Here is a 20,479-nt window from a genome sequence, read left to right on the forward strand (position 1 = left end):
AAAGAAGCGCTCGACAAAGTTATGCCAACAGAGTGCAGCAGCTATATGCGGCATTCCGGCTATGGCCCAACTTGATCTCGGATTACTCTAGAGTGCAAATTCCGAGCGATCCGAACCGGATCGCGACGACGATTTGCTTAAACATCAGAGTCTTAGACACGGTCCGTGAGTCCAGACTCACGCACCATGCTCTCAGGACAAGGCGTCGGCGCGCCCGCATCCACGGCGTCCATGGGCGACGTCCATGGGCAGGAGGCGGACGCGCCGCCACCGGTCAGGGATCTCAGAAGTCGCTACAGCGCCCCTTCACTTCCCAGTCGTGGTAGCGGGTGGGCTCGGGGCCGCGCGGGCCGCCGATCTCCACCCCATGGTCGTCCCCGGCGGGCGGCGCATCGGGCGCCCCATCGGCCGGCGCCGGTTGCGCGGACGCCTTGGGCTTGGGCGGGGTCAGGGGCAGGGGCAAGGCCTCCCCCCAGCCGGAGCCGGGATCGCGGGTATCGCTGCTGGTCATGGACGGTCTCCCTGGTCTGCGGATCGTGGTCGATCCGGGGTGTGTCGGTCCGGCCTCGTTGGCGGGCCGGATCCTCACGCGGGGCGACGGCGCACCCCAGACTTGTCTTCGCCCGACCACGGGCCAGCGGTCAAGCGGTGACTCTCGCCAACAGTCACGGATCGAGACCGCTGCAACCCTTCGCCGGTCTCGCCACGCAACCCTTTCGCGTTCGGCGGCACGCGAATGTCCTTGACCGGAGCCCCCAGCCCCCTATGTCGAAGGCCAACCATTCCTGTTCCTGATGTGGAGGGTCCCCCACCCATGTCGTTCATGCGAGTCGCAGTCCTGCTGGCGGTGATGACCGGCCTGTTCCTCACCGTCGGCTACATGATCGGCGGTGCCGGGGGCATGATGATTGCCCTTCTGGTGGCGCTGGGCATGAACTTCTTCGCCTACTGGAACTCGGACAAGATGGTGCTGTCCATGCACGGCGCCCGCCAGGTGTCCGAGCGCGAGGCCCCGCAGTTCGTGGGCCTGGTGCGCGAGTTGGCGGCGCGGGCCGATCTGCCCATGCCGCGCGTGTTCATCATCGACACGCCGCAGCCCAACGCCTTCGCCACCGGCCGCAACCCGGCCAACGCGGCGGTGGCGGCCACCACCGGCCTGCTCAACATGATGACGCGCGAGCAGGTGGCCGGGGTGATGGCCCACGAACTGGCGCATGTGAAGAACCGCGACACCCTGACCATGACGGTGACCGCGACCATCGCCGGCGCCATCGGCATGCTGGCCAACTTCGCCTTCTTCTTCGGCGGCAACCGCGACAACCCCCTGGGGGTGGTGGGCGCGCTGCTGGTGGCCATCCTGGCGCCCATCGCCGCCATGATCGTGCAGATGGCCATCTCGCGGCACAACGAGTACAACGCCGACGCCGAGGGCGCGCGCATCTGCGGCAATCCCCTTTGGCTGGCCGACGCCCTGGAGCGGCTGGAGCAGGGGTCGCGGCGCATCGACAACCACGCGGCCGAGCGCAATCCGGCCACCGCCCACCTGTTCATCGTCAACCCGCTGCATGCCCACAAGCACGACAGCCTGTTCAGCACCCACCCGGCCACCGCCAACCGCGTACGGGCGCTGCGCGACCTGGCGACCGGTGCCGCCGGCGACACCCGCGCCGGAGCCTCGCGCATTCCGTCCAGCGGCGGCCAGCGGCGCCCGCGCGGCCCCTGGGGGTGAGCAGCCCACCCCCGGCTTGACCCCCCGGTCGGCGCGGCGTAAGCGGACCCCATGAAAACCCGCCAAGCCGCCCTGGCCGTGCTGCGCCAGGTGCTCGACCGCCACCGCCCGCTGGACGAGGCCCTGGGCGGCGCCGTCACCGGCCTGGAGGCGCGCGACCGCGCCTTCGTCCATACCCTCGCCGCCGGCACCCTGCGCCACCTGGGGCGCATCGACGCCCTGCTGGACCGGTGCCTGAGCCGCCCGCTGCCCGACAAGGCGCGTCCGGTGCGCCATGTGCTGCGCCTGGGCGCGGCCCAACTGCTGGTGCTGGGCATGCCGCCCCACGCCGCCGTCAGCACCGCCGTCGACCTGTGCGTCGCCACCCGCCAGGGCGGCCACAAGGGGCTGGTCAACGCCGTGCTGCGGCGCCTGGACCGCGAGGGTCGCGCCTGGTGGGATGCCCAGGACGGCCCGCGCCTGAACACGCCGGACTGGCTGTGGGCGGCGTGGGGGACCGCGTTCGGCGAGCCCGCGGCCCGGGCCATCGCCACCGCGCACCAGCATCCGGCGCCCCTGGACCTGACGCCGCGTGATCCGGCGGACGCCGCGATGTGGGCCGGGCGCCTGGGGGCCGCCCTTCTGCCCACCGGCAGCCTGCGCCTGCCGGCCGGCCATGCCCCGGTGCCCGACCTGCCCGGCCATGACAACGGCGCCTGGTGGGTCCAGGACGCCGCCGCCGCGCTGCCGGCGCGCCTGCTGCGCCCCGGACCGGGCCTGCGGGTGGCCGACCTGTGCGCGGCCCCCGGCGGCAAGACCCTGCAACTGGCCGCCGCCGGCGCCGAGGTGGTGGCCCTGGACCGCTCCGACGCGCGGCTCGAACGGCTGCGCGAGAACCTGGCCCGCGCCGGCCTGGACGACCGGGTCCGGGTGGTCACCGCCGATGTCCTGACCTGGCCCGGGGACGATCACGGCCCCTTCGACGCCGTGCTGCTGGACGCGCCGTGTTCGGCCACCGGCACGCTGCGCCGCCATCCCGACGGCCTGTGGCTGAAGGCGCCCGAGGCCATGCCCGCCCTGGCCGCGACCCAGCGGGCCTTGCTGGCGGCGGCGGCGGCGCGGCTGGCACCCGGCGGGCTGCTGGTCTATGCGGTGTGCTCGCTGCTGCCCGACGAAGGCCCGGCGGTGGTCGAGTCCCTGCTGGCGGCGCGGCCGGACCTGCGGCGCGATCCGGTGACCGCCACCGAGGTGGGCGGCCTGGACGATCTCATGACGCCCGTGGGCGACCTGCGCACCCTGCCCTGCCACCTGGCGGACGCCGGCGGGATGGACGGCTTCTACGCGGCGCGGCTGCGGCGAACGGGGTCGGCGCCCCCGCCCTTGGGCCGATGATCGTGACCCTGTCCGTTGGGTTCACTCGGCCGGCGGCTCGGACGCGTGCCGGATCCGGCCGCGCTGGCGCTCGCGATGCAGGGTATAGAGCGCCGCGCCGATGATCAGCGCCGCCCCGGTCCAGATGGCCGGGCCGGGAAACTCCCCGAACAGCACGAATCCCAAGGCCGTCACCCAGAGCAACTGAGTGTAGTTCATGGGCGCCACGGCCGAGGGCTCGGCGTGCCGATAGGCGGAGATCAGCAGGAACTGGCCCACCACGGCCGAGCCCCCCATGGCCAGCACCAGCAGCAGGGTGACCGCATCGGGCGTGACCCACATGAAGGCCGCCGGCACCGCCAGGATCACCGACATCAACGCCGAGGAATACAGCATCATGACCATCGTGCCCTCGGTGCTGGACAGCAGCCGCACGCAGATGCTCATGCCGGCCACGGCGGCCGCCGAGATCAGGCCGGCCACCATCGCCAGGTCGACCTGGCCGCCGGTCCACGGGCGCAGGATCACCAGCACCCCCAGGAAGCCGATGGCCACGGCGCTCCAGCGGTGCGGCCCCACCACCTCGCGCAGCACCACCACCGCCAGCAGGGTGACGAACAGGGCGCGGCTGAAGCTGATCGAAATGGCCGTCGCCAGCGGCAGGTTCACCAGGGCATAGAACCCGGTCATCACCGTCACCACCGTCAGCCCCAGGCGAATCCCGTGCAGGCCGAGGCGGCGGGTGAACAGCGCGCTCGGGTCGCGGCGGACGGCCATCACCGCGAAGGGCAGCAGCACGACGGCCTGAAAGGCCGCCCTGAAGAAGGCCATTTCCAGGGTCGGCAGGGTCTGGCCGAGATAGCGGATCAGGGTCGCCATGACCGAAAAGAAGAAGGCCGAGGCCAGCATCAGCAGACCGCCCCGCACGTTGGTCGACAGACCGGACCAGACGACGGGTGCCGTCAGACGACCTGGCTGAGGAAGGGGCATACGGAAACACCTGACGCATTTCACCCGACGGCGGAGAACCCCAATCTAGACCCGCGTCGCTTGCTCGTCCATGTGCGGCGGTGGGAGATAACACCAGCGGCGGATGGCTGTGACTTATGCGCCGAACCGCACCGGCCACGGAGGCCACCGGCCATGGTCCATGACCGGTGGCATGACGTCGCGCCCTTGGCGACCGCTTGCCCGGGCTGACGGCCGCTGCCACAGTCGGCGCCGATCCTGGCCCTGTCTCTATCCCTGTTCCCTTCCCCGAAGACCTGGAGCGTCACCATGACCGCATCCGCCCCGGACCAGACCACGCCCGCGCCGGCGGGCAACGCCACGACGGAGGACGAGCCGCCAAGCGTGGCCTTTCCCGACAACCCGGTGCTGGCGGCCATCACCCGGGATCCGGGGATCGAATCCCACCATCGCGGCGCGGTCATCGTCCTGGACGCGGCCGGCGCGGTCCGCCTGGCCTGGGGCGACGTGGAACGGCCGGTGTTCCCGCGATCGGCCCTGAAGCCCATCCAGGCGCTGGCGTTGCTGGAGGCGCTGCCGGACCCGGGCGCCCTGTCTGACGAGCGGGTGGCCCTGCACACGGCGTCCCACTCCGGCTGGCCCGCGCACACCGACCGCGTCGCCGCCTGGCTGGCCGACCTGGGTCTCTCGACCGACGCGCTGTCCTGCGGCGCCGGGGACTGGCCCATGGACCCGGCGGCCGCCCGCGCCCTGGCGGCCACCGGCGCGCGGCCGTCGGCCCTGCATCACAATTGCTCCGGCCAGCATACCGGGTTCCTGATGCTGGCCGGCCTGATGGGGGTATCCCCGCGCGGCTACGCGTCGGCCGACCACCCGGTGCAGCGGGCGGTCACGGCGGTGATCGCCGACATGACCGACGTCGCGCCCGACTCCCTGCCCTGGGGCGTCGAGGGCTGCGGGGTGCCCTCTCCGGCCATGCCGCTGTGGGCCGTGGCCCTGGGCATGGCGCGGCTCGCCGACCCGTCGGGCCTGAGTCCGGGCCGGGCGGCGGCGGCGACTCGGCTGCGCCGGGCCATGGCCGCGCACCCCGACCTGGTGGCTGGGCCGGGACGCTGCGACACCCGGGTGGCGTCGGCGACCGGCGGACGGGTGCTGACCAAGATCGGCGCCGAGGGCAATGTCGTCGCCCTCATCCCCGACGCCGGCCTGGGCCTTGCCCTGAAGATCGACGACGGCGCCGGGCGCGGAGCCGAACTGGCCCTGGGGAGCGTGCTGGACGCGCTGTCGCTGTTGCAGGACTCCGAACGCGCGGCGCTGGCCGACCTGTTTCAGCCGACGGTGACCAACGCCGCCGGACGGATCGTCGGGCGCGGGTTGCCGGTGCGCCCGGCCGAGGCCGACTCGGACGACGCCGACGACGGTGATCCGTGGGACTGGGACGACGACGACACCGACGACCATGCCTGACCGTCGCCCCGTGGGAGTCGCCGGCCATCCCGGGCAAGAGTCGGATGGCGCGGCGGCGCGGACCGGCCGGCCGGCCCCGGTCCAGCGTCTTCCGTGGGTTCGGCCGGCGATGATCGCGCCCGCCTCCAGGTGCGACGCCTGATATTCACTCGCAAAAAGCGTTCGTCAATCCACTTTGACAGACTGTGTGAAAGGCAGGGTTGACACTCGCCGACCATTATGAAAAAAACGTAATCGGATTGCGGGGACGCCGCGATCCTCGGGGACGGCCCGGCCTGCCAGTAGAGGTAAGCGCATCCGCTCCGAGGCGTACGGTATCCCGGCTCCCCACAAGGGGGTCGCGAACCCGATCCAGAATCGGATTGCATGATCCAAGTTCGACAGAGGGGAAAACAAAATGGCTGATGCTCCCGTGACCAGCTACAAGAACCTGAACCGGACCGGCCTGACCGACGACGAGGCCAAGGCCTTCCATGCCATGTTCCAGCGCGCTGGCCAGACCTTCTTCGCCCTGGCGCTGGTTGCCCACTTCCTGGTGTGGGCTTGGCTGCCCTGGTTCCCGTCCGCCAGCTGATCCAGAACGTCCGGAAGTACACACTTCATACCTAATTTGACGACAAGCGGAGAAGACTCATGGTCCCCAACTTCTTCAATGAAGACTGGCGCTTCTGGCAGATCATCAACCCCAAGGATGGTCTGGCTGGCACGATGATCGGTCTGGCGGTTCTGGCCGTGCTGATCCACCTCGCTCTCCTGTTCGGCAGCGAAGGCATCGCGAAGGCCTGGATGGGCTGAGCCAGCATCCGATCGTGATGGGGCGGTTCGCCGCGCCTCTGGTGACGGAATGCGAGACTCCTGTGATCTTGGCGGTGAGATTGCCTTGCCGCCAAGGATGAACAAAACGCAATCGATGGTCGGGGACTGAAGGGCTTTACAGAGTGCCGGGACGGGCTGGCTGATTGTCCTGCTACTCCCGCAAGCCGGTAACGCCACGACTGACGATGTGAGACCGGAGACTCGATCTCAAATCGGCCCGATCCCGAATTCGGATTGACCCAATTCGACGTACCTTGAGGGGAACAAAAATGGCTGATGCTCCCAGCTACAAGAACCTGAACCGGACCGGCCTGACCGACGACGAAGCCAAGGCCTTCCACGCTATGTTCCAGCGCTCGGGCCAGGTTTTCTTCGCCCTGTGCCTGGTGGCGCACTTCCTGGTGTGGGCCTGGATGCCCTGGTTCCCGGCCGCCAGCTGATACGGCGCATTCGGAAACACACATCCCGGATCTCATCTGACTTACGTGGAGAAGACTCATGGTCCCCAATTTCTTCAATGAAGACTGGCGCTTCTGGCAGATCGTGTCCCCCCAGGAAGGCCTGATGGCCGTGTTCCACTTCCTGGTCTGGCTGGCGATCGTGATCCACTTCGCCATCCTGTTCGGTAGCGAGCGCTTCGCTGCGGCTTGGGTGGGCTGATACGCCGTCCGACCTGACGGGGTGGGTTCGCTCACTCCGCAGGTGGCGGGGTCTCCTGGGATCCCGCGTCCCTGATGATGGCACGTCCGTCACGACAGGGTGAATGTCTTGATATCGCCCGGCTCCGCACCTCGCGGGCCGGGCGATGTCTTTATGGCCTCCGTTTGGCGAACGCACCAGTTGGCGGCGGAATACCGGGACCGTGCCCGAGCGCCGCCCTGCGTGCGACCTCCCGCCGCGCCGTGTCCCGACCCGTCCCGGCGGCGGGACCATACGACTGCATAGTTGGCAAGACCGGGCGCCGGCAAGACCGGGCCGAAGCCCCCCGGGCAAACCGAGGGCGGCCGGGGTGGACGGCGGCTTCCGTCGGTCGGCAGCGTCATCCCGGACCCCAGTTCAAAAACGCTGGACCCACGAGGACCGGGCATGGCACCGAGACGCGAAGCCGGGGCGCGCGGACCGGCCGGGACGCGACGTCATACCCGACGACCATGATCCGGGTCGCCCCCACCGCGCCAGCCCGTCGCGCCAGCCCGCCGGGCGTGACCCGCGCGGGCGTGCCCGCCGCCCATCACGGCTGGCCAGACCGGGGACGAAGGCGTAGACATTTGGCCACGTCGTCGTCCTCGGACCTCTCTCGGGGTCGTCCCTGGGACCGCCTCCACCCGGCGGCGTCGGCCCACAGGCCCCCTGCCACAGCACAGGTTCCCCATGTCCCACCCCGCGTCCGATAGCCCCCGATTCGACCCCGCCTTCCAGGACCACCTGGAGACCCTGTTCCGCTGGCGTCGCGATATCCGCCACTTCCGCACCGATCCCCTGCCGGCCGGCCTGCTGGAGGACCTGGTGCGTCAGGCCGCCCTGGCGCCCTCCGTCGGCAACGCCCAGCCCTGGCGATTCGTGTCGGTCGCCGATCCGGCGCGCCGCGCGGCCATCACCGCCAATTTCGAGCGCGAGACCACCGCCGCCCGGGCCACCTACGACGAGACCCGCGCCGCGGCCTACGACCGGCTCAAGCTGGAGGGCCTGCGCGAGGCGCCGGTGCATCTGGCGGTGTTCTGCGATGACGCCACGGACGCCGGCCACGGCCTGGGCCGGCGCACCATGCCGGAGACCCTGCGCTACTCGGTCGTGGGCGCGATCCAGCAGTTCTGGCTGGCGGCGCGCGCGCGCGACGTGGCCGTGGGCTGGGTGTCGATCCTCGATCCGGAGGCGGCCCATCGCGACCTGGAGGCGCCGGCGTCCTGGACCCTGATCGCCTATCTCTGCGTGGGATGGCCGGCCCCCGAGACCGACTCCGAAACGCCGGAACTGGTGCGCGCGGGCTGGCAGGGTCCGGTGGAGGACGCCCGGCGCCTGTTCATCTGGTGAGACGGTCGCCGCGTTGAGACCCCATGACGCGTCGGGCGACGACGGCGCCGGGGGCGCCTCCTTCCTTCCGAGTCCTCGCGTCGCCCCGACGGCCCCGCCGGAGATAGGCATGCTGACCGAAATCACGCCCGAGAGCTATGACGTGGACCTGCACCTGGCCTACGCCACGGCCGACAACATCACCGGCCGGCCCATCTACGCCCGGTCCGCGTGCTACCTGCACGCCGACGCCGCGACGCTGCTGGGCCGGGCCGTCGGCCTGGCCCGCCCCTTGGGCCTGCGCCTGCGCATCCTGGACGCCTTTCGTCCGGCCGAAGCGCAATGGAAGCTGTGGGAGGCACAGCCCAACCCCACCTTCGTCGCCGATCCGCGCCGGGGCTCGCCCCACTCCATGGCCGCCGCCGTGGACCTGACCCTGGTGGACGCGGTCACCGGGACGCCGCTGGACATGGGCACGGGCTTCGACGACCTCCGCCCCGAGTCGGAGCACGGCAACCAGGACATTTCGCCCGACGCCCAGCGCCATCGCGCCCTGCTGCTGGGCGTGATGACCACCGCCGGCTGGGACTGGTACGTCAAGGAGTGGTGGCATTATCAGCTGTTCAAGCCGCGCGGCACCTACCCCGTGCTCACCGACCGGGCCGCGGGCACCCACTTGATGCCGGAGGCTGCGTGACCGTGCTCCCGCCGGGGCCGATCCTGGCCCTGGACACCTCCGGCGGCGCCTGTGGCGTCGTCCTGTGGCAGGATGGGCGCGTGCGCGCGCGGCGCGACGCGACCATGACTCATGGCCACGCCGAGGCCCTGGCCCCGATGACCCGGGACACCCTGGCCGCCGCCGGTGCCACGGCCGCCGAGCTGGCGGCGGTGGCCGTCACCGTGGGACCCGGCAGCTTCACCGGCCTGCGCGTGGGCCTGGCCTTCGCGCGGGGGCTCGGGCTGGCCACCGGGCGGCCGGTGCTGGGGTTGCCCGGCCCCCTGGTGCTGGCGCACATGGCGCGGGCGGGGGCGGCGGCGATCGACGACGGGACCGAATCGGTGTCGGTGGTGCTGGATGCCCGGCGCGCGGAGGTGTTCGTGCAGTCGTTCTCGCCCGCCCTCGCCGCCCTGGGACCGGTGCTGTCGGTGTCGCCGGACGCCGTGGCCGCCCAACTTCCGGCACGCGGCCCCCTGTGCCTGACCGGCGACGGCCTCGGCCTGCTGCCGGCGCCGCTCCTGCGGGACGCCCGCCTGCGGGTGGTCGACGGCGCCTCCCGTCCCCCCGATCCGGCCGTGCTGGCCGCCCTGGTGGCCGACGATCCGGCGGCGGCCCTGACCCCGCGCCCCGTGTACGGGCGCCCTCCGGACGCCGCGCCGGCCCCGGACAACCCGCGCGCCGCGCGGCCGGTGCCGTGACGCCGCCCCCCCCCACGGTAACCATCGGTCCGGTCGCCCCGGCGCACGCGACCGTGCTGGCGCACCTGCACGCCGCCTGCTTCGCCGACCAGCCGTGGCATCGGCCATGGGATCGCGCGGCGATGGACTCGATCCTGGCTCTGCCGGGCGTCGCCGGCTGGCTGGCCGTTCACGAGGCGCCGCCGGCCCCGGTGGGGCTGCTGCTGGTGCAGGCGGTGGTCGACGAGGCCGATATCCTGACCCTGGGTGTCCTGCCCGGATGCTGGCGCCGTCGCGGCATCGCCCGGCGGCTGTTGGCCCACGGGGACGCCAGCCTGCGGGCGGCCGGCGTCACGCGCTGGAGTCTCGAAGTGGCCGAGGACAACGCGGGCGCGGTGTCCTTCTATCGGGCCCATGGCTTCGTCGAGGTCGGGCGACGGCGCGGCTACTTCACGGGCGAGCCGGGCCGGGCCCGCGACGCCCTGGTGATGGCCCGCGCCCTCACCACCCCGGAGAGCGACCCAAGGTAGACCTCAAGGACTCGCGTGGACAGCAGGACGGCCCCCCCTGTTCCGGGGCAGGAAAAGACCCGGGATGGGGAGACCCTCTAGCCTCCCTTGCGCAGGATCAGGCGGTGAACGCCCTCAGGCGGCTCACCCGCTTCCGGGGTCAGCGACAGCACGTGGTGTCCATGCTCGCGCGCCGAGCGGGGTACGTTTTTCAATGGTGCCGCGCCTTTAAGACGAACCCGGACTGTCTCGCCGACGGTCATCCGTTCCAGAAGCAGCTTTGTCTTGACGAATGTGAACGGACAGACGTCAGTCGTTATGTCAATTTCGTGGTCGCACATATCTCAAGCGATTTCCGTTGCCAGGCGCCAAAGAATGGCGGGGAGGCAATTGTGTTCTTGCCCCGTTTATCTAGCTCATCTATATATGGGCTCGGATGATGCTGTCACGAAACCAACCCTCGCCATGGCATGACTGAATTCGGCGAAGGCACCAACGATATCGGGAAGGTTCTTGCATGACCTCGATCGAACGCGAACAGGACCTGCTGCGCCTGACTGCCCAGATTGTGTCCGCGCATGTCGGAAACAACTCTGTCGCCGTGAGCGATCTTCCGTCCCTCATTCGAGAGGTACACGAGAGCCTCTCGACCGTCGGCCGGACAGAGCAACAGCCCGAGCGGCCGCAACCGGCGGTCCCCATCAAGAAGTCGGTCACCCAGGACCATATTATCTGCCTGGAGGATGGCAAGAAGCTGAAGATGCTCAAGCGTCACCTCAAGACAGCCTACGGCATGACGCCCGAAGAGTACCGCGAGCGGTGGGGCCTGGCGCCGGACTACCCGATGGTCGCCCCCAGTTACGCCGAGCATCGCAGTTCCCTGGCCAAGAAGATCGGCCTGGGCACCCGCGCCCGTCGCCGCGACAGCGACGACTAGGTACCGTCCCCGGGCGCCGTCCCCAGACGCCGAAGTGGGGCGCGGTCACGCGCGGATCAAGGCCGGACCGGCTCCGCCCCGATGGCGCGGCCGGCGCCTTTCCCGCATGACGGCCCCAGCATGACGGACGGTCGCGCAAACCTTCATGCGCGCGACGGGCGCCCGCGCCTTTTCTTTTCAGCGGGGCGATCCTAATATCCGGGAATCGTCATCATACCATCACAGGGACCTCGCCCCCTTTCCATGATGTCTCGGATCGAACGACGGTGTATCGACAAAGGCATGAAAATGACCGGACAGCGTCGCGTGATCGCGCGTGTCCTGTCAGACGCCGAGGACCATCCCGACGTCGAGGAAGTCTATCGCCGGGCCACGGTGATCGATCCCCGCATCAGCATCGCCACGGTGTACCGCACCGTCCGCCTGTTCGAGGAAAACGACATCCTTGAACGCCACGACTTTCGGGACGGCCGGGCACGCTACGAGGCGGTGTCCGAGGAACATCACGATCATCTGATTGATCTGGAGACGGGACAGGTGGTCGAGTTCCGCAACGAGCAGATCGAACACCTTCAGCGCGAGATCGCCCAGTCCCTGGGCTACCGCCTGACGGGCCACCGGCTGGAGTTGTACGGCGTGCCCCTGGGGTCGCACGCGACCGGACGGGACGAGCCGGCGGGCGACGACGACGCCGGCACGCCCCGGCTCACCACCCCGGACCGTCCGTCGGGCGGTACCGCGCCGTCCGCCAGGCCCCCCACCGCGGACGGCCGGGATGGGCACTGAGGTGGGCAGCCGCCGGCACACCGCCCCGGTCCCTCGTCTCCGCATGGATCACGCCGGCCGCCGGGCCCGCGTCCTGAGGACATCGAGCAGAGGATCCTGCCGCTTCCGGCCGACCACCGATCGAGTCGCGTCGTCGACGCGGACGACGTTCATCTTCGGTTTCACATCCGTTGGCCCGCGCGCGACACCGCGACGGCCACGATAGTCCCGGGCAAGGAGTACGATGGGCTCTCTGGGTGATTTGCGGGCTGGCGACCTCGACGTCCTTCTGGCCGAGTCCGAGGAGGAGATCCGGGCGGCGCAAGCCCTTCGGTATCGCGTGTTCTATGGCGAGCGGGGGGCCAAGGCGAGCCCCGAAACCGCCGCCTGCGGGCGCGATTTCGATGCCTATGACGAGATCGCCGACCATCTTCTGGTGGTGGACCACGCCCTCGGCGAGGGTCCCGACCGCGTGGTCGGCACCTATCGCCTGATGCGGCGCGACCACGCGCGGCGGGCCGGCGGGTTCTATACCGCGAACGAGTACGACATCTCGGCCATCGTCGATCAGCCCATCGAGGTCATGGAACTGGGGCGCTCCTGCGTGGACGTGCGCTACCGCACCCGCCACACCATGCAGCAACTCTGGCGCGGCATCGCCGCCTACGTCTTCCATCACAACGTGGACCTGATGTTCGGCTGCGCCAGCCTGCACGGGACGGATATCGAGGCGCTGGCCCCCAGCCTGAGCTACCTGTACCAAAACCACCTGGCACCGGAGAACCTGCGCCCCGTGACCCTGCCGCAGTTCTACCAGCCCATGAACCTGGTCAACCCGGACCAGCTCAATCGGGCCCGGGTGGTGGCGGCGCTGCCGCCCCTGATGAAGGGCTACCTGCGACTGGGCGGCTTCGTCGGCGACGGCGCCTTCGTGGACAGCCAGTTCAACACCACCGACGTCTGCATCGTCGTCAAGACCGACCTGATCGCCGAGAAGTACTTCCGGCATTATGACCGCACGGCACGCCGCATGCCCGCCAACGCCCCCTGACCCCGGGGGGCCGCCGGCGCGTGGGGCGGGGTGTGTTGGGCGAAGGACTCTGGAACCAACCATGCAGGGCTTGCTTTCCCCCACCCGGGCATTCTGGCGCTTGTCCCTGTTCCTGCTGTGGACCGTCGTCGTGGTGCCCCCCTACGCGGCGCTGATGGGCGCGCGCCTGCCCTGCCGCTGGTTGGCGCGGGCGTACTGGCGCGGCGTGGCCCTGGCCATCGACCTGGAGGTGGTGGCGCACGGCCAGCCATCGGCGGACCGGCCGTTGCTGATCCTGTCCAATCATACGTCCTACCTGGACATCGTGGCGCTGGGATCGCTGGTGGACGGCGGCTTCGTGGCCAAGTCCGAGGTCAGCACCTGGCCCGGGTTCGGCACCATCGCCCGCCTGGGCCGCACGGTTTTCGTGGAACGCAAGCGCGCCAGTTCGCGGCGCGGCGGCGACGCCATCCGGGCCCGTCTGGCCGAGGGCGAACCGCTGATCCTGTTCCCGGAGGGCACCAGCAACGACGGCAATCGCGTGCTGCCCTTCAAGAGCGCCTTGCTGACCGTGGCCGAGCCGCCACGCCGGCGCGACACGCCCGCGCCGTCGGCTCCCGACCCTGTCGCCCCCGGACCGGTGGTCGTCCAGCCCGTCTCCCTGGCCTATACCCGCATCGACGGCGTGCCGGTCGGCTACGCCTGGCGGCCGTTCTATGCCTGGTACGGGGACATGGACCTCGCCAGTCACCTCTGGGCCGTCCTGGGGCTGGGTCGGGTCACCGCCGAGGTGGTCTTTCACGCCCCGCTGCGGGCGGACGGCACCGCCTCGCGCAAGGCCCTGGCCCGGCACTGCGAGCGGGTGGTGAGCGCCGGCACGGCGGCCCTGCTCGCCGGTCATGGTCCCGGGGTGGCCGCCCGGCTGGGGATCGAGGCGGCGACCGAGGCCTTGCCGCCGCCGACATCACCGCCGATGCCCCCGTCGCCGCCCGGCTCCGATCGCGCCGAGCCCCCCGTGGAGCACGCGGCGGGCTGAGAAGGCCGCGACACCGCGGCGCCGCGTCTCACGAGGGCCAGGGATCACCCCGGTCCTCGTCGCGGGTCCGGGCAAAGACCGCGTCGGCCAGCCGATCCATGAGCGCCCGATAGCCCGGCGACTCCGGTGACGGCGGCATGCCCGACCATCCCTCGGCCCAGGACACCAGCGTCGTCCCATGGCACACGGCGGCGCTGGCGCGCAGCCCCTCGTCCTGACCACCGCCGGCGCCGGCCGCCGGGGGCACCGGTCCCGCGCACAGGCGATCGCCCGGCACCACCCCGCCGCCGCGCCCCACGAACAGAACGGTCCGATAGCCCTCGCCCCCCGACCCCGAGGGCACCGGGACGAAGGTCAGCGGACGGCGGTTGACCAGGCCGCTCAGGCCGGCCGCCGAGGCGTCGGCCAGGGTCTGCCGGTCCACGCCCGGGAAGGGGGTGCCGTACACCTCCAGGGGAAGCGTCGGGGTGATGACCAGGCGAAAGATATCGTTCGGGCTCTGCGCATGGGTGACCGTGCGCGGCGCGCCGGCACAGGCGGCCAGCACCAGCGCGAGACCGAGAGCCATGGCCGGCGCGGCGCCGGTGGCCAAGACACGCGGGACCGTCATGACCCTGTCCCCTTTCTCCATCCGATCGTGCACCGGTCGCCCCCGGCGTCCTGTCCCGGCGCCCCGGATCGCGCGCCGAATCCTCCCGTCAGTGCGCCAGGATCCAGGACAGCAGCAGGGCGTGCTCCAGATCGCGCGCCCGCCCCAGGGCGGCCTTGGCGCGGGCCACGGCCCGCCCCGAATAGTGCAGATAGCCGTCGTCGAAGGCCCGCCGCGCCGCCAGGTCGGAGGTGAACACCGCAAAGGCCAGCCGATGGCCGCTGCCGCCCAGGGCGATGCCGGCCAGTCCGCGTCCGTGATACATGGTGCCGCTCTTGGCCCAGACGCTGGGCACCAGGGACCCGGCCCGCACACTGTAGGCCACCGGCCGCGCGGTTGTGGCCGGCGCCTTGAAGGCGCGCTGGGGCAGCAGCGTGTCATAGCGCACGCGGCCGCCCGAGGGATGCTCCATGGCGAAGCGCAGGATGGCGACGATCTGGGCCGGGCTCGCGCGGCTGATCGACGACAGGCCCGAGTGGTTGGTCATGACGAAGCCCGACCAGTCCACCCAGGGCATCACGCGGGCGTACCAGGCCGTCATGGCGGCGGCCGACTCGGCCAGGGTGCGCGGCCGTTGGTCCAGGGCGCGGGCGGTGGCCAGCCCAACCAGCTCCGCCAGCATGTTGTTGCTGTACTTCAGACCCCGCGCAGCGATGGACGACAGGGCCGGGCTGTCGTGGCGGGCGACCACCGCGCCCCGCGCCACCCCACCGGCCGGTCGTGCCGGCGGCAGGACCACGCCGGCCTCCCCGGCCAGGGCGCGGAAGACGCTGGCGGTGAAGGGCGCGGGCGCCTTGACCGGCAGCCAGCGGGCGCCGCGATCGGACACCAGGGGGGAGAGACGCCAGCGCTCCACCACCGTGTCCCCGGCGGCGGTCAACGCGCCGCCCTGGTTCACGACGTCATGCCGCAGCCACGGGCCGGCCCGGCGCCAGCCGCCGCCCGCGCGGTCACGGCCGACGGCCACCGGGGCCACGGCGGGCGTGCCGTGGGTCTGCACCAGGGACACGCGGTCGCCCCGCCACTGCACCCGCACGCGGTTGAAGTCCAGGCTCAGCGCCGACAGACCCGGGTTATAGCTGTGCTCCGGCGGTTGCGCGGGGTCGATCGACAGCGCGCGCATCAGGCCCGAGTCATCGTGAACAAAGGTCCCGTCCAGCCGCCGCAGGCCCGCCGCCTTGAGTTGCGTCACCAGGCCGCGCAGGGCATCGGAGGTCAGCACCGGATCGCCGCCGCCCACCAGCGCCAGGGTGCCGCGCCAGGTGCCATCGGCCCCCCGGGTGCCGTCGAAGCGGAGCGCGGTGTTGAACCGGTGATCCGGCCCCAGCACGTGCAGCGCCGCCACCGTGGTGGGCACCTTGGCCACCGAGGCCGGCAGAAAGGCGGGGCGATCGGCGTTGTGCTCGGCCACCACCTCGCCGGTGTCCAGATCCACCACCAGATAGCCCACTTGCGCCGGCGCGAAGCCGGCGGTGGCGATCAGCGTGGCGGCATCGGGACGCGGCGGCGTCGGCTTGAGGGCGGGCGGCCCCGGCAGCCCGGGCACCGGCCGCATGGCCAGCGACACCGCGCCATCCCCCACCGCGCCGCCGTCACCCTGGGGAATATCGTCGCGGGAAAGGGGGGCGCGCACGGGGGCGGTGGCCCCGCCGGAGACGGGCGCCGTCGGGACGGGCTCGATATCGAGGATCGACGCGATCGCCGACGGATGCGGCTTCAGGGGCGGTGGCCCGGGGTCGGCGGCCAGGGAGGCGGGCACCACCCCGGCGATCGTGGCCAGCATCACCGCCAGAACCGGGAGCCGACTCCATCGCCCCGCGCCGCGCCGGTCCTTGCGGACCCCGGCGCGCGCCATCATGCCAGACGCCATCGTTCGCCCTCCGTCCCGGTTGCCGGCCGCGACCGTTCCCCGGACGCGCGCGATCCCGACGCCGGCCATCTTAGTCGATGCGGCGGGCAATCGAAACGGTCAGATGAAGACAGGCCGACTCGGGCGTCGCCAACCGGGTCCATGCCGGTCGCGGATGCGTCCGGCGCATCCGCCGACGGGCGTCGGCCCCGTCGGTCACGAGGCCGATCAGGCGACCTCGCGGCTGACCATCGGCTCCGGCTCGCTGCACGGCATCATCAGGGCGTCGGCGGTGGCCATGCGCACCAGGGTGCCGAAGTCGGCCAGGAAGGTCTCGCCCGTCTCGGTTCGCCGCACCAGCACACTCCGGCGATCGGCCTCGTCCACCTCGCGGCGCAACAAGCCGTAGTCACCCAGCCGATCCAGCGCCCGGGTGACCGCCGGTTTTGAAATGTTCAAGGATTGGGCCAGACCTCGCACCGTGTGCGGGGGGGGCGTCCGGTACACCGTCAGCAGCAGCGCCATCTGTCGCGAGGACAGATCTGGGATGTCGCGCCGCACGGTCTCGACAATGGCCAGCCGCCACAGGTCCAGGGCTTGGTCGCAAGAGAGTTTCAGAGGGACATCCATGCTCGCATCTCGACGTGTTGTGGGACTCACTGTTCTTTTTCGCAGCTGCACAATGTTGTATACGGTCGAAACGGGCTGAGACAAGCAGGCATTTCGCCATACGTCGACGGAACCAGTGCAGCGCATCAACGGGCGGAGTCCCTGGGTTCCATCCGGACTCGCTCCCCCTCGCCCGCGCGGCGACGGACCGTGCCAGGGAGAAGCGAGGACTGTGGCGGGAACCCGACTCTCCTACATTGACAATTCGCAACAAGATCGCGGGTTGTTTGAAGGATTCGGGACGGCCTTACACCCCTGCGCGCGCCGTTGGCGCCGCCACCCGGCTTCCCTGTGGCGGGGCGCGGGGCGCCGGCCGCGCTCACGATCGAGCGGCGGCCGGATCAGGCCAGGGCTTGACGGCCGATGGCCAGGAAGCGGGCGCGACGCCGGCTTCGCACCTCATCCCCGGTCAGGGTCATGAGGTCGGTGAGGTGCGCATGCAGGGTGTCGCCCACGGCATCAATGGCCCGGTCCGGGTCCCTGTGCGCGCCCCCCAGGGGCTCCTTGACGATGGCGTCGATGACGCCCAGCGACTCCAGGTCCTGGGCCGTCAGCTTGAGGGCCTCGGCCGCCTCGGCCGCCTTGTCCCCGCTGCGCCAGAGGATGGAGGCGCAGCCCTCCGGAGAAATCACCGAGTAAATGGCGTGTTCCAGCATCAGCACCACGTTGCCGGCCGCCAGGGCTATGGCGCCGCCCGAGCCCCCCTCGCCGATGACGCAGGTTACCAGCGGCACGCGCAGATCCAGGCAGGTCTCGGTCGACCGGGCGATGGCCTCGGCCTGGCCGCGCTCCTCCGCGCCCTTGCCGGGAAAGGCCCCGGCGGTGTCCACCAGGGTCAGCACCGGCAGGTCGAACCGCTCGGCCAGACGCATCAGGCGCTGCGCCTTCCGATACCCCTCCGGACGCGGCATGCCGAAGTTGTGGCGCACCCGGGTTTCCGTGTCATGGCCCTTTTCCTGGCCGATGATCACCACCGCCTGGCCTCGAAACCGGCCCAGGCCCCCGATGATGGCGTGATCGTCGGCGAAGCCACGATCCCCGGCCAGCGGCGTGAAGTCCTTGATCAGCCGATCAATGTAGCGCTGGCAATGGGGACGGTCCGGGTGCCGAGCGACCTGCGTCTTTTGCCAAGCCGACAGTTTAGAGTAGGTTGTATGCAGCTGTTTTTCGACTTTGTGCTGCAGACGCGCCACTTCATCGACAATATTCATTCCGTCCGCGTCTCCAAGGTGACGCAGCTCGGCGATCTTGCCTTCCAGTTCGGCGATGGGGCGTTCGAAGTCCAGGAATCTCATGGGCGGGTGAGTAGCATGCCCGCCGTCCGAGGGAAACGAAAATCAAGGTGCGAAACCGGAGAGAAAATCAGGGTGCGAAACCAGGGCGATCCGGACCCGTCACGCCGACGCGTTGGCCAACGGGCGGCGGGCTCCCCGTGCCAGGGCCGGGGACTCGGCCCGCGCCCCGGGGGCGCGGCCTTCGGCGGCATGGGCGCCGCTGGTGGCGGCCACCGCGCGATCGCCGGGCAGGGGCGCGCACCGCGCGTTGAGCCCCCCACCGGGCACCACGGACAGCGTGCGGTAGGCGACGTCGCCATCCAGGCTGCCGCTGGATTCAATGGTCACATGATCACATTCCAGGCGGCCGGCGACGCGGCCGGCGATCTCCACGGAGACCGCGCGCACCGTTCCCTCGATCACGGCGTCGCGCAAGACAGCCAAGCCACGCACGGACACCGTGCCTTCGATGCTGCCGTGCACGTCCAGGTCGCCTTTGCTGGCGACGTCGCCGATGATGCGTAGATCGGCCGAGAAGACAGACTTGGTCATGGCGGTCCTGCTCGTTCCCGGGATCGGAACTCTACCCCATCCGACCTGGCATTGAACAGGTCAAACCCTGTCCGCGTTCGCAACGATGGCCGGACCCGCCACCGGCCGGTGTCCGTTCGAACACCCGGCACCGGTGGCGGTCTCGGCACCGTCAGCCGCCGCGATCGCCGATCATGGACAGGAATTCCCGTCGGGTATCGGAGCATGTGCGAAAGGCCCCGAGCATGCGGCTGGTGACCATGGTCACCCCGGGCTTGCGCACGCCGCGCGTGGTCATGCACTGGTGCGCGGCCTCGATGACCACGGCCACGCCCTTGGGCTCCAGCACGTCGTTGATGGTATTGGCCACCTGGGCGGTCAGCTTTTCCTGAATCTGAAGCCGTTTGGCATAGACCTCCACGACCCGCGCCAGCTTCGAGATGCCGACCACCCGGTTGTTCGGCAGGTAGGCCACGTGCGCCTTGCCGACGATGGGCACCATGTGGTGCTCGCAATGCGACTCCAGGCGGATGTCGCGCAACAGGACCATTTCATCGTAGCCGTCCACTTCCTCGAAGGTGCGCCTCAGCATATCCTCGGGATCATCGTGGTAGCCGGCGAAGAACTCCTCATACGCGGCGGCCACGCGCTTCGGCGTATCGATCAGGCCCTCGCGGTCGGGGTCGTCGCCGGCCCACTCGATCAGGGTGCGCACGGCGCGTTCCGCGTCCTCGCGGCTGGGCCGGACCACGGCCTGACCGGCGGCGTCACGATAATCGCGCGGAACCAGGGGCATCCGCGCGCCACAGGGTCGATCAAGGCTCATCGGTCCGAGTCCCTCGCTTGGAATGGTCGAAGGGTGTACGCGATCCTGGCGGCCTTGGATCCCCCCCGGTGCCCACCGAACCCGACCGTTGGATACGCGGGTCGGTCGATCACCGCGCGAGCCCCGGCGAACGGTGTGTCGCGGTCCCTTCCGTCCCAGGCAGATGGGCACGCGAGGGGCCGATGGGAAGGGCCCGGAGTCGGTCGGCGTCGCGCGGGTGGACGCGGCCCCGGGCATGGGGCCAGCGGCCATCCCAGAACCGACCGTTGCCTCAGTGAATGCTGTGCGCGCCGTGGGGGGAATCCAGCGAGAAGGCCGGCACGACGACATCGAAGGTCTCGCCGCTGGACACCATCCGCATGCCATAGGTGCCGCGCATGAATCCCGACGGCGTGGGCAACGGCGTGCCGCTGGTGTAGACGAAGCGTTCGCCGGGCTTCAGCACCGGCTGTTCGCCGACGACGCCCGGTCCCTCCACCTCCTGGACGTGCCCCAGGCCATCGGTGATGATCCAGTGGCGGCGCAGCAGCTGCACGGACTCGGCGCCGCCGTTGTCGATGGTCACCTGATAGGCCCAGACGAAATGACCGTCGTCCGGCTCCGACTGGTCCTCCAGGTAGATGGGCAGCACCGCCACCGTGATGGCGCGGGTGGTCTGGCTGTACATG

The 20,479-nt window shown here is 70.5% G+C and carries 24 protein-coding genes and 1 pseudogene; 15 read left to right on the forward strand and 10 right to left on the reverse strand.

What is annotated here, in order from left to right; all coding sequences use genetic code 11:
- Positions 1-283: 283 nt before the first annotated feature.
- Positions 284-511 (reverse strand): DUF1674 domain-containing protein, encoded by a 228-nt coding sequence (locus GGD89_RS05770; protein WP_184043174.1) that lies wholly within the window; start codon positions 509-511, stop codon positions 284-286.
- A 303-nt stretch (positions 512-814) separates the two neighbouring features.
- Here GGD89_RS05770 and htpX point away from each other — a divergent pair, with 303 nt between their 5' ends.
- Together htpX and GGD89_RS05780 are read left to right on the forward strand one after the other, a co-directional pair.
- Positions 815-1,729, forward strand: a complete 915-nt coding sequence (gene htpX, locus GGD89_RS05775; RefSeq protein ID WP_184043175.1) for a zinc metalloprotease HtpX — start codon at positions 815-817, stop codon at positions 1,727-1,729.
- Positions 1,730-1,780: 51 nt separating this feature from the next.
- Positions 1,781-3,100, forward strand: a complete 1,320-nt coding sequence (locus GGD89_RS05780) for an RsmB/NOP family class I SAM-dependent RNA methyltransferase (protein WP_184043176.1) — start codon at positions 1,781-1,783, stop codon at positions 3,098-3,100.
- 21 nt (positions 3,101-3,121) lie between these two features.
- On the opposite strand, the gene GGD89_RS05785 is transcribed toward GGD89_RS05780, so the two are convergent.
- Positions 3,122-4,069 carry a DMT family transporter gene (locus GGD89_RS05785; RefSeq protein ID WP_184043177.1) on the reverse strand — a complete coding sequence of 316 codons (948 nt, stop codon included), beginning with the start codon at positions 4,067-4,069 and terminating at the stop codon, positions 3,122-3,124.
- Between the two features lie 288 nt (positions 4,070-4,357).
- Here GGD89_RS05785 and GGD89_RS05790 point away from each other — a divergent pair, with 288 nt between their 5' ends.
- From GGD89_RS05790 to GGD89_RS05830, 9 genes are all read left to right on the forward strand, one after another.
- Positions 4,358-5,515, forward strand: coding sequence for an asparaginase (locus tag GGD89_RS05790; protein ID WP_184043178.1), 1,158 nt, complete (start codon positions 4,358-4,360; stop codon positions 5,513-5,515).
- A gap of 397 nt (positions 5,516-5,912) precedes the next feature.
- Positions 5,913-6,089, forward strand: a complete 177-nt coding sequence (locus GGD89_RS05795; protein WP_184043179.1) for a light-harvesting protein — start codon at positions 5,913-5,915, stop codon at positions 6,087-6,089.
- 59 nt (positions 6,090-6,148) lie between these two features.
- Positions 6,149-6,310 carry a light-harvesting antenna LH1, alpha subunit gene (gene pufA / locus GGD89_RS05800; RefSeq protein WP_184043180.1) on the forward strand — a complete coding sequence of 54 codons (162 nt, stop codon included), beginning with the start codon at positions 6,149-6,151 and terminating at the stop codon, positions 6,308-6,310.
- 290 nt (positions 6,311-6,600) lie between these two features.
- Positions 6,601-6,771, forward strand: coding sequence for a light-harvesting antenna LH1, beta subunit (pufB, locus tag GGD89_RS05805; RefSeq protein ID WP_184043181.1), 171 nt, complete (start codon positions 6,601-6,603; stop codon positions 6,769-6,771).
- A gap of 58 nt (positions 6,772-6,829) precedes the next feature.
- Positions 6,830-6,991 carry a light-harvesting protein gene (gene pufA, locus GGD89_RS05810; RefSeq protein ID WP_184043182.1) on the forward strand — a complete coding sequence of 54 codons (162 nt, stop codon included), beginning with the start codon at positions 6,830-6,832 and terminating at the stop codon, positions 6,989-6,991.
- Between the two features lie 711 nt (positions 6,992-7,702).
- A complete protein-coding gene (gene bluB / locus GGD89_RS05815) occupies positions 7,703-8,362 on the forward strand; it encodes a 5,6-dimethylbenzimidazole synthase (RefSeq protein ID WP_184043183.1) in 660 nt (219 codons plus the stop codon).
- Between the two features lie 109 nt (positions 8,363-8,471).
- Complete coding sequence (ddpX, locus tag GGD89_RS05820; RefSeq protein ID WP_184043184.1) at positions 8,472-9,038, forward strand: D-alanyl-D-alanine dipeptidase; 567 nt, start codon at positions 8,472-8,474, stop codon at positions 9,036-9,038.
- Complete coding sequence (gene tsaB / locus GGD89_RS05825; RefSeq protein ID WP_184043185.1) at positions 9,035-9,757, forward strand: tRNA (adenosine(37)-N6)-threonylcarbamoyltransferase complex dimerization subunit type 1 TsaB; 723 nt, start codon at positions 9,035-9,037, stop codon at positions 9,755-9,757. The genes ddpX and tsaB overlap by 4 nt, the downstream gene beginning before the upstream one ends.
- Positions 9,754-10,266, forward strand: a complete 513-nt coding sequence (locus GGD89_RS05830) for a GNAT family N-acetyltransferase (RefSeq protein WP_184043186.1) — start codon at positions 9,754-9,756, stop codon at positions 10,264-10,266. The genes tsaB and GGD89_RS05830 overlap by 4 nt, the downstream gene beginning before the upstream one ends.
- Positions 10,267-10,343: 77 nt before the next feature.
- Here the strand turns inward: GGD89_RS05830 and GGD89_RS05835 are convergent, their stop codons facing one another.
- Entirely contained in the window at positions 10,344-10,586 is a 243-nt protein-coding gene (locus GGD89_RS05835) for a sulfurtransferase TusA family protein (protein WP_184043187.1), read from the reverse strand.
- A 176-nt stretch (positions 10,587-10,762) separates the two neighbouring features.
- Between GGD89_RS05835 and GGD89_RS05840 the strand changes: the two genes are divergently transcribed.
- The 4 genes and pseudogenes from GGD89_RS05840 (at position 10,763) to GGD89_RS05855 (ending at position 14,013) form a co-directional block, all read left to right on the forward strand.
- Positions 10,763-11,182, forward strand: a complete 420-nt coding sequence (locus GGD89_RS05840) for a Ros/MucR family transcriptional regulator (protein ID WP_184043188.1) — start codon at positions 10,763-10,765, stop codon at positions 11,180-11,182.
- Positions 11,183-11,425: 243 nt separating this feature from the next.
- Positions 11,426-11,833: pseudogene (locus tag GGD89_RS05845) on the forward strand (Fur family transcriptional regulator); the annotation flags it as partial.
- Positions 11,834-12,191: 358 nt separating this feature from the next.
- Positions 12,192-12,998 (forward strand): GNAT family N-acetyltransferase, encoded by an 807-nt coding sequence (locus GGD89_RS05850; RefSeq protein WP_184043190.1) that lies wholly within the window; start codon positions 12,192-12,194, stop codon positions 12,996-12,998.
- Between the two features lie 61 nt (positions 12,999-13,059).
- Positions 13,060-14,013 (forward strand): lysophospholipid acyltransferase family protein, encoded by a 954-nt coding sequence (locus tag GGD89_RS05855; protein WP_184043191.1) that lies wholly within the window; start codon positions 13,060-13,062, stop codon positions 14,011-14,013.
- A gap of 28 nt (positions 14,014-14,041) precedes the next feature.
- Here GGD89_RS05855 and GGD89_RS05860 read toward each other — a convergent pair whose 3' ends face one another.
- From GGD89_RS05860 to apaG, 7 genes are all read right to left on the reverse strand, one after another.
- A complete protein-coding gene (locus GGD89_RS05860; RefSeq protein ID WP_184043192.1) occupies positions 14,042-14,623 on the reverse strand; it encodes a hypothetical protein in 582 nt (193 codons plus the stop codon).
- A gap of 88 nt (positions 14,624-14,711) precedes the next feature.
- On the reverse strand, positions 14,712-16,532 hold the full coding sequence (locus GGD89_RS05865; protein WP_184043193.1) for a D-alanyl-D-alanine carboxypeptidase/D-alanyl-D-alanine-endopeptidase: 1,821 nt from the start codon (positions 16,530-16,532) through the stop codon (positions 14,712-14,714).
- Between the two features lie 207 nt (positions 16,533-16,739).
- Positions 16,740-17,141: a MarR family transcriptional regulator gene (locus tag GGD89_RS05870; RefSeq protein ID WP_184043194.1), complete on the reverse strand. Its 402-nt coding sequence runs from the start codon at positions 17,139-17,141 to the stop codon at positions 16,740-16,742.
- A 380-nt stretch (positions 17,142-17,521) separates the two neighbouring features.
- Complete coding sequence (locus tag GGD89_RS05875; protein ID WP_184043195.1) at positions 17,522-18,475, reverse strand: acetyl-CoA carboxylase carboxyltransferase subunit alpha; 954 nt, start codon at positions 18,473-18,475, stop codon at positions 17,522-17,524.
- 99 nt (positions 18,476-18,574) lie between these two features.
- A complete protein-coding gene (locus GGD89_RS05880; protein ID WP_184043196.1) occupies positions 18,575-19,006 on the reverse strand; it encodes a bactofilin family protein in 432 nt (143 codons plus the stop codon).
- 151 nt (positions 19,007-19,157) lie between these two features.
- Entirely contained in the window at positions 19,158-19,781 is a 624-nt protein-coding gene (gene folE / locus GGD89_RS05885) for a GTP cyclohydrolase I FolE (protein WP_184043323.1), read from the reverse strand.
- A 301-nt stretch (positions 19,782-20,082) separates the two neighbouring features.
- A complete protein-coding gene (gene apaG / locus GGD89_RS05890) occupies positions 20,083-20,478 on the reverse strand; it encodes a Co2+/Mg2+ efflux protein ApaG (RefSeq protein ID WP_184043197.1) in 396 nt (131 codons plus the stop codon).
- Position 20,479 lies beyond the last annotated feature (1 nt).

The sequence above is a fragment of the Roseospira visakhapatnamensis genome (assembly GCF_014197915.1).
GTDB lineage: Bacteria > Pseudomonadota > Alphaproteobacteria > Rhodospirillales > Rhodospirillaceae > Rhodospira > Rhodospira visakhapatnamensis.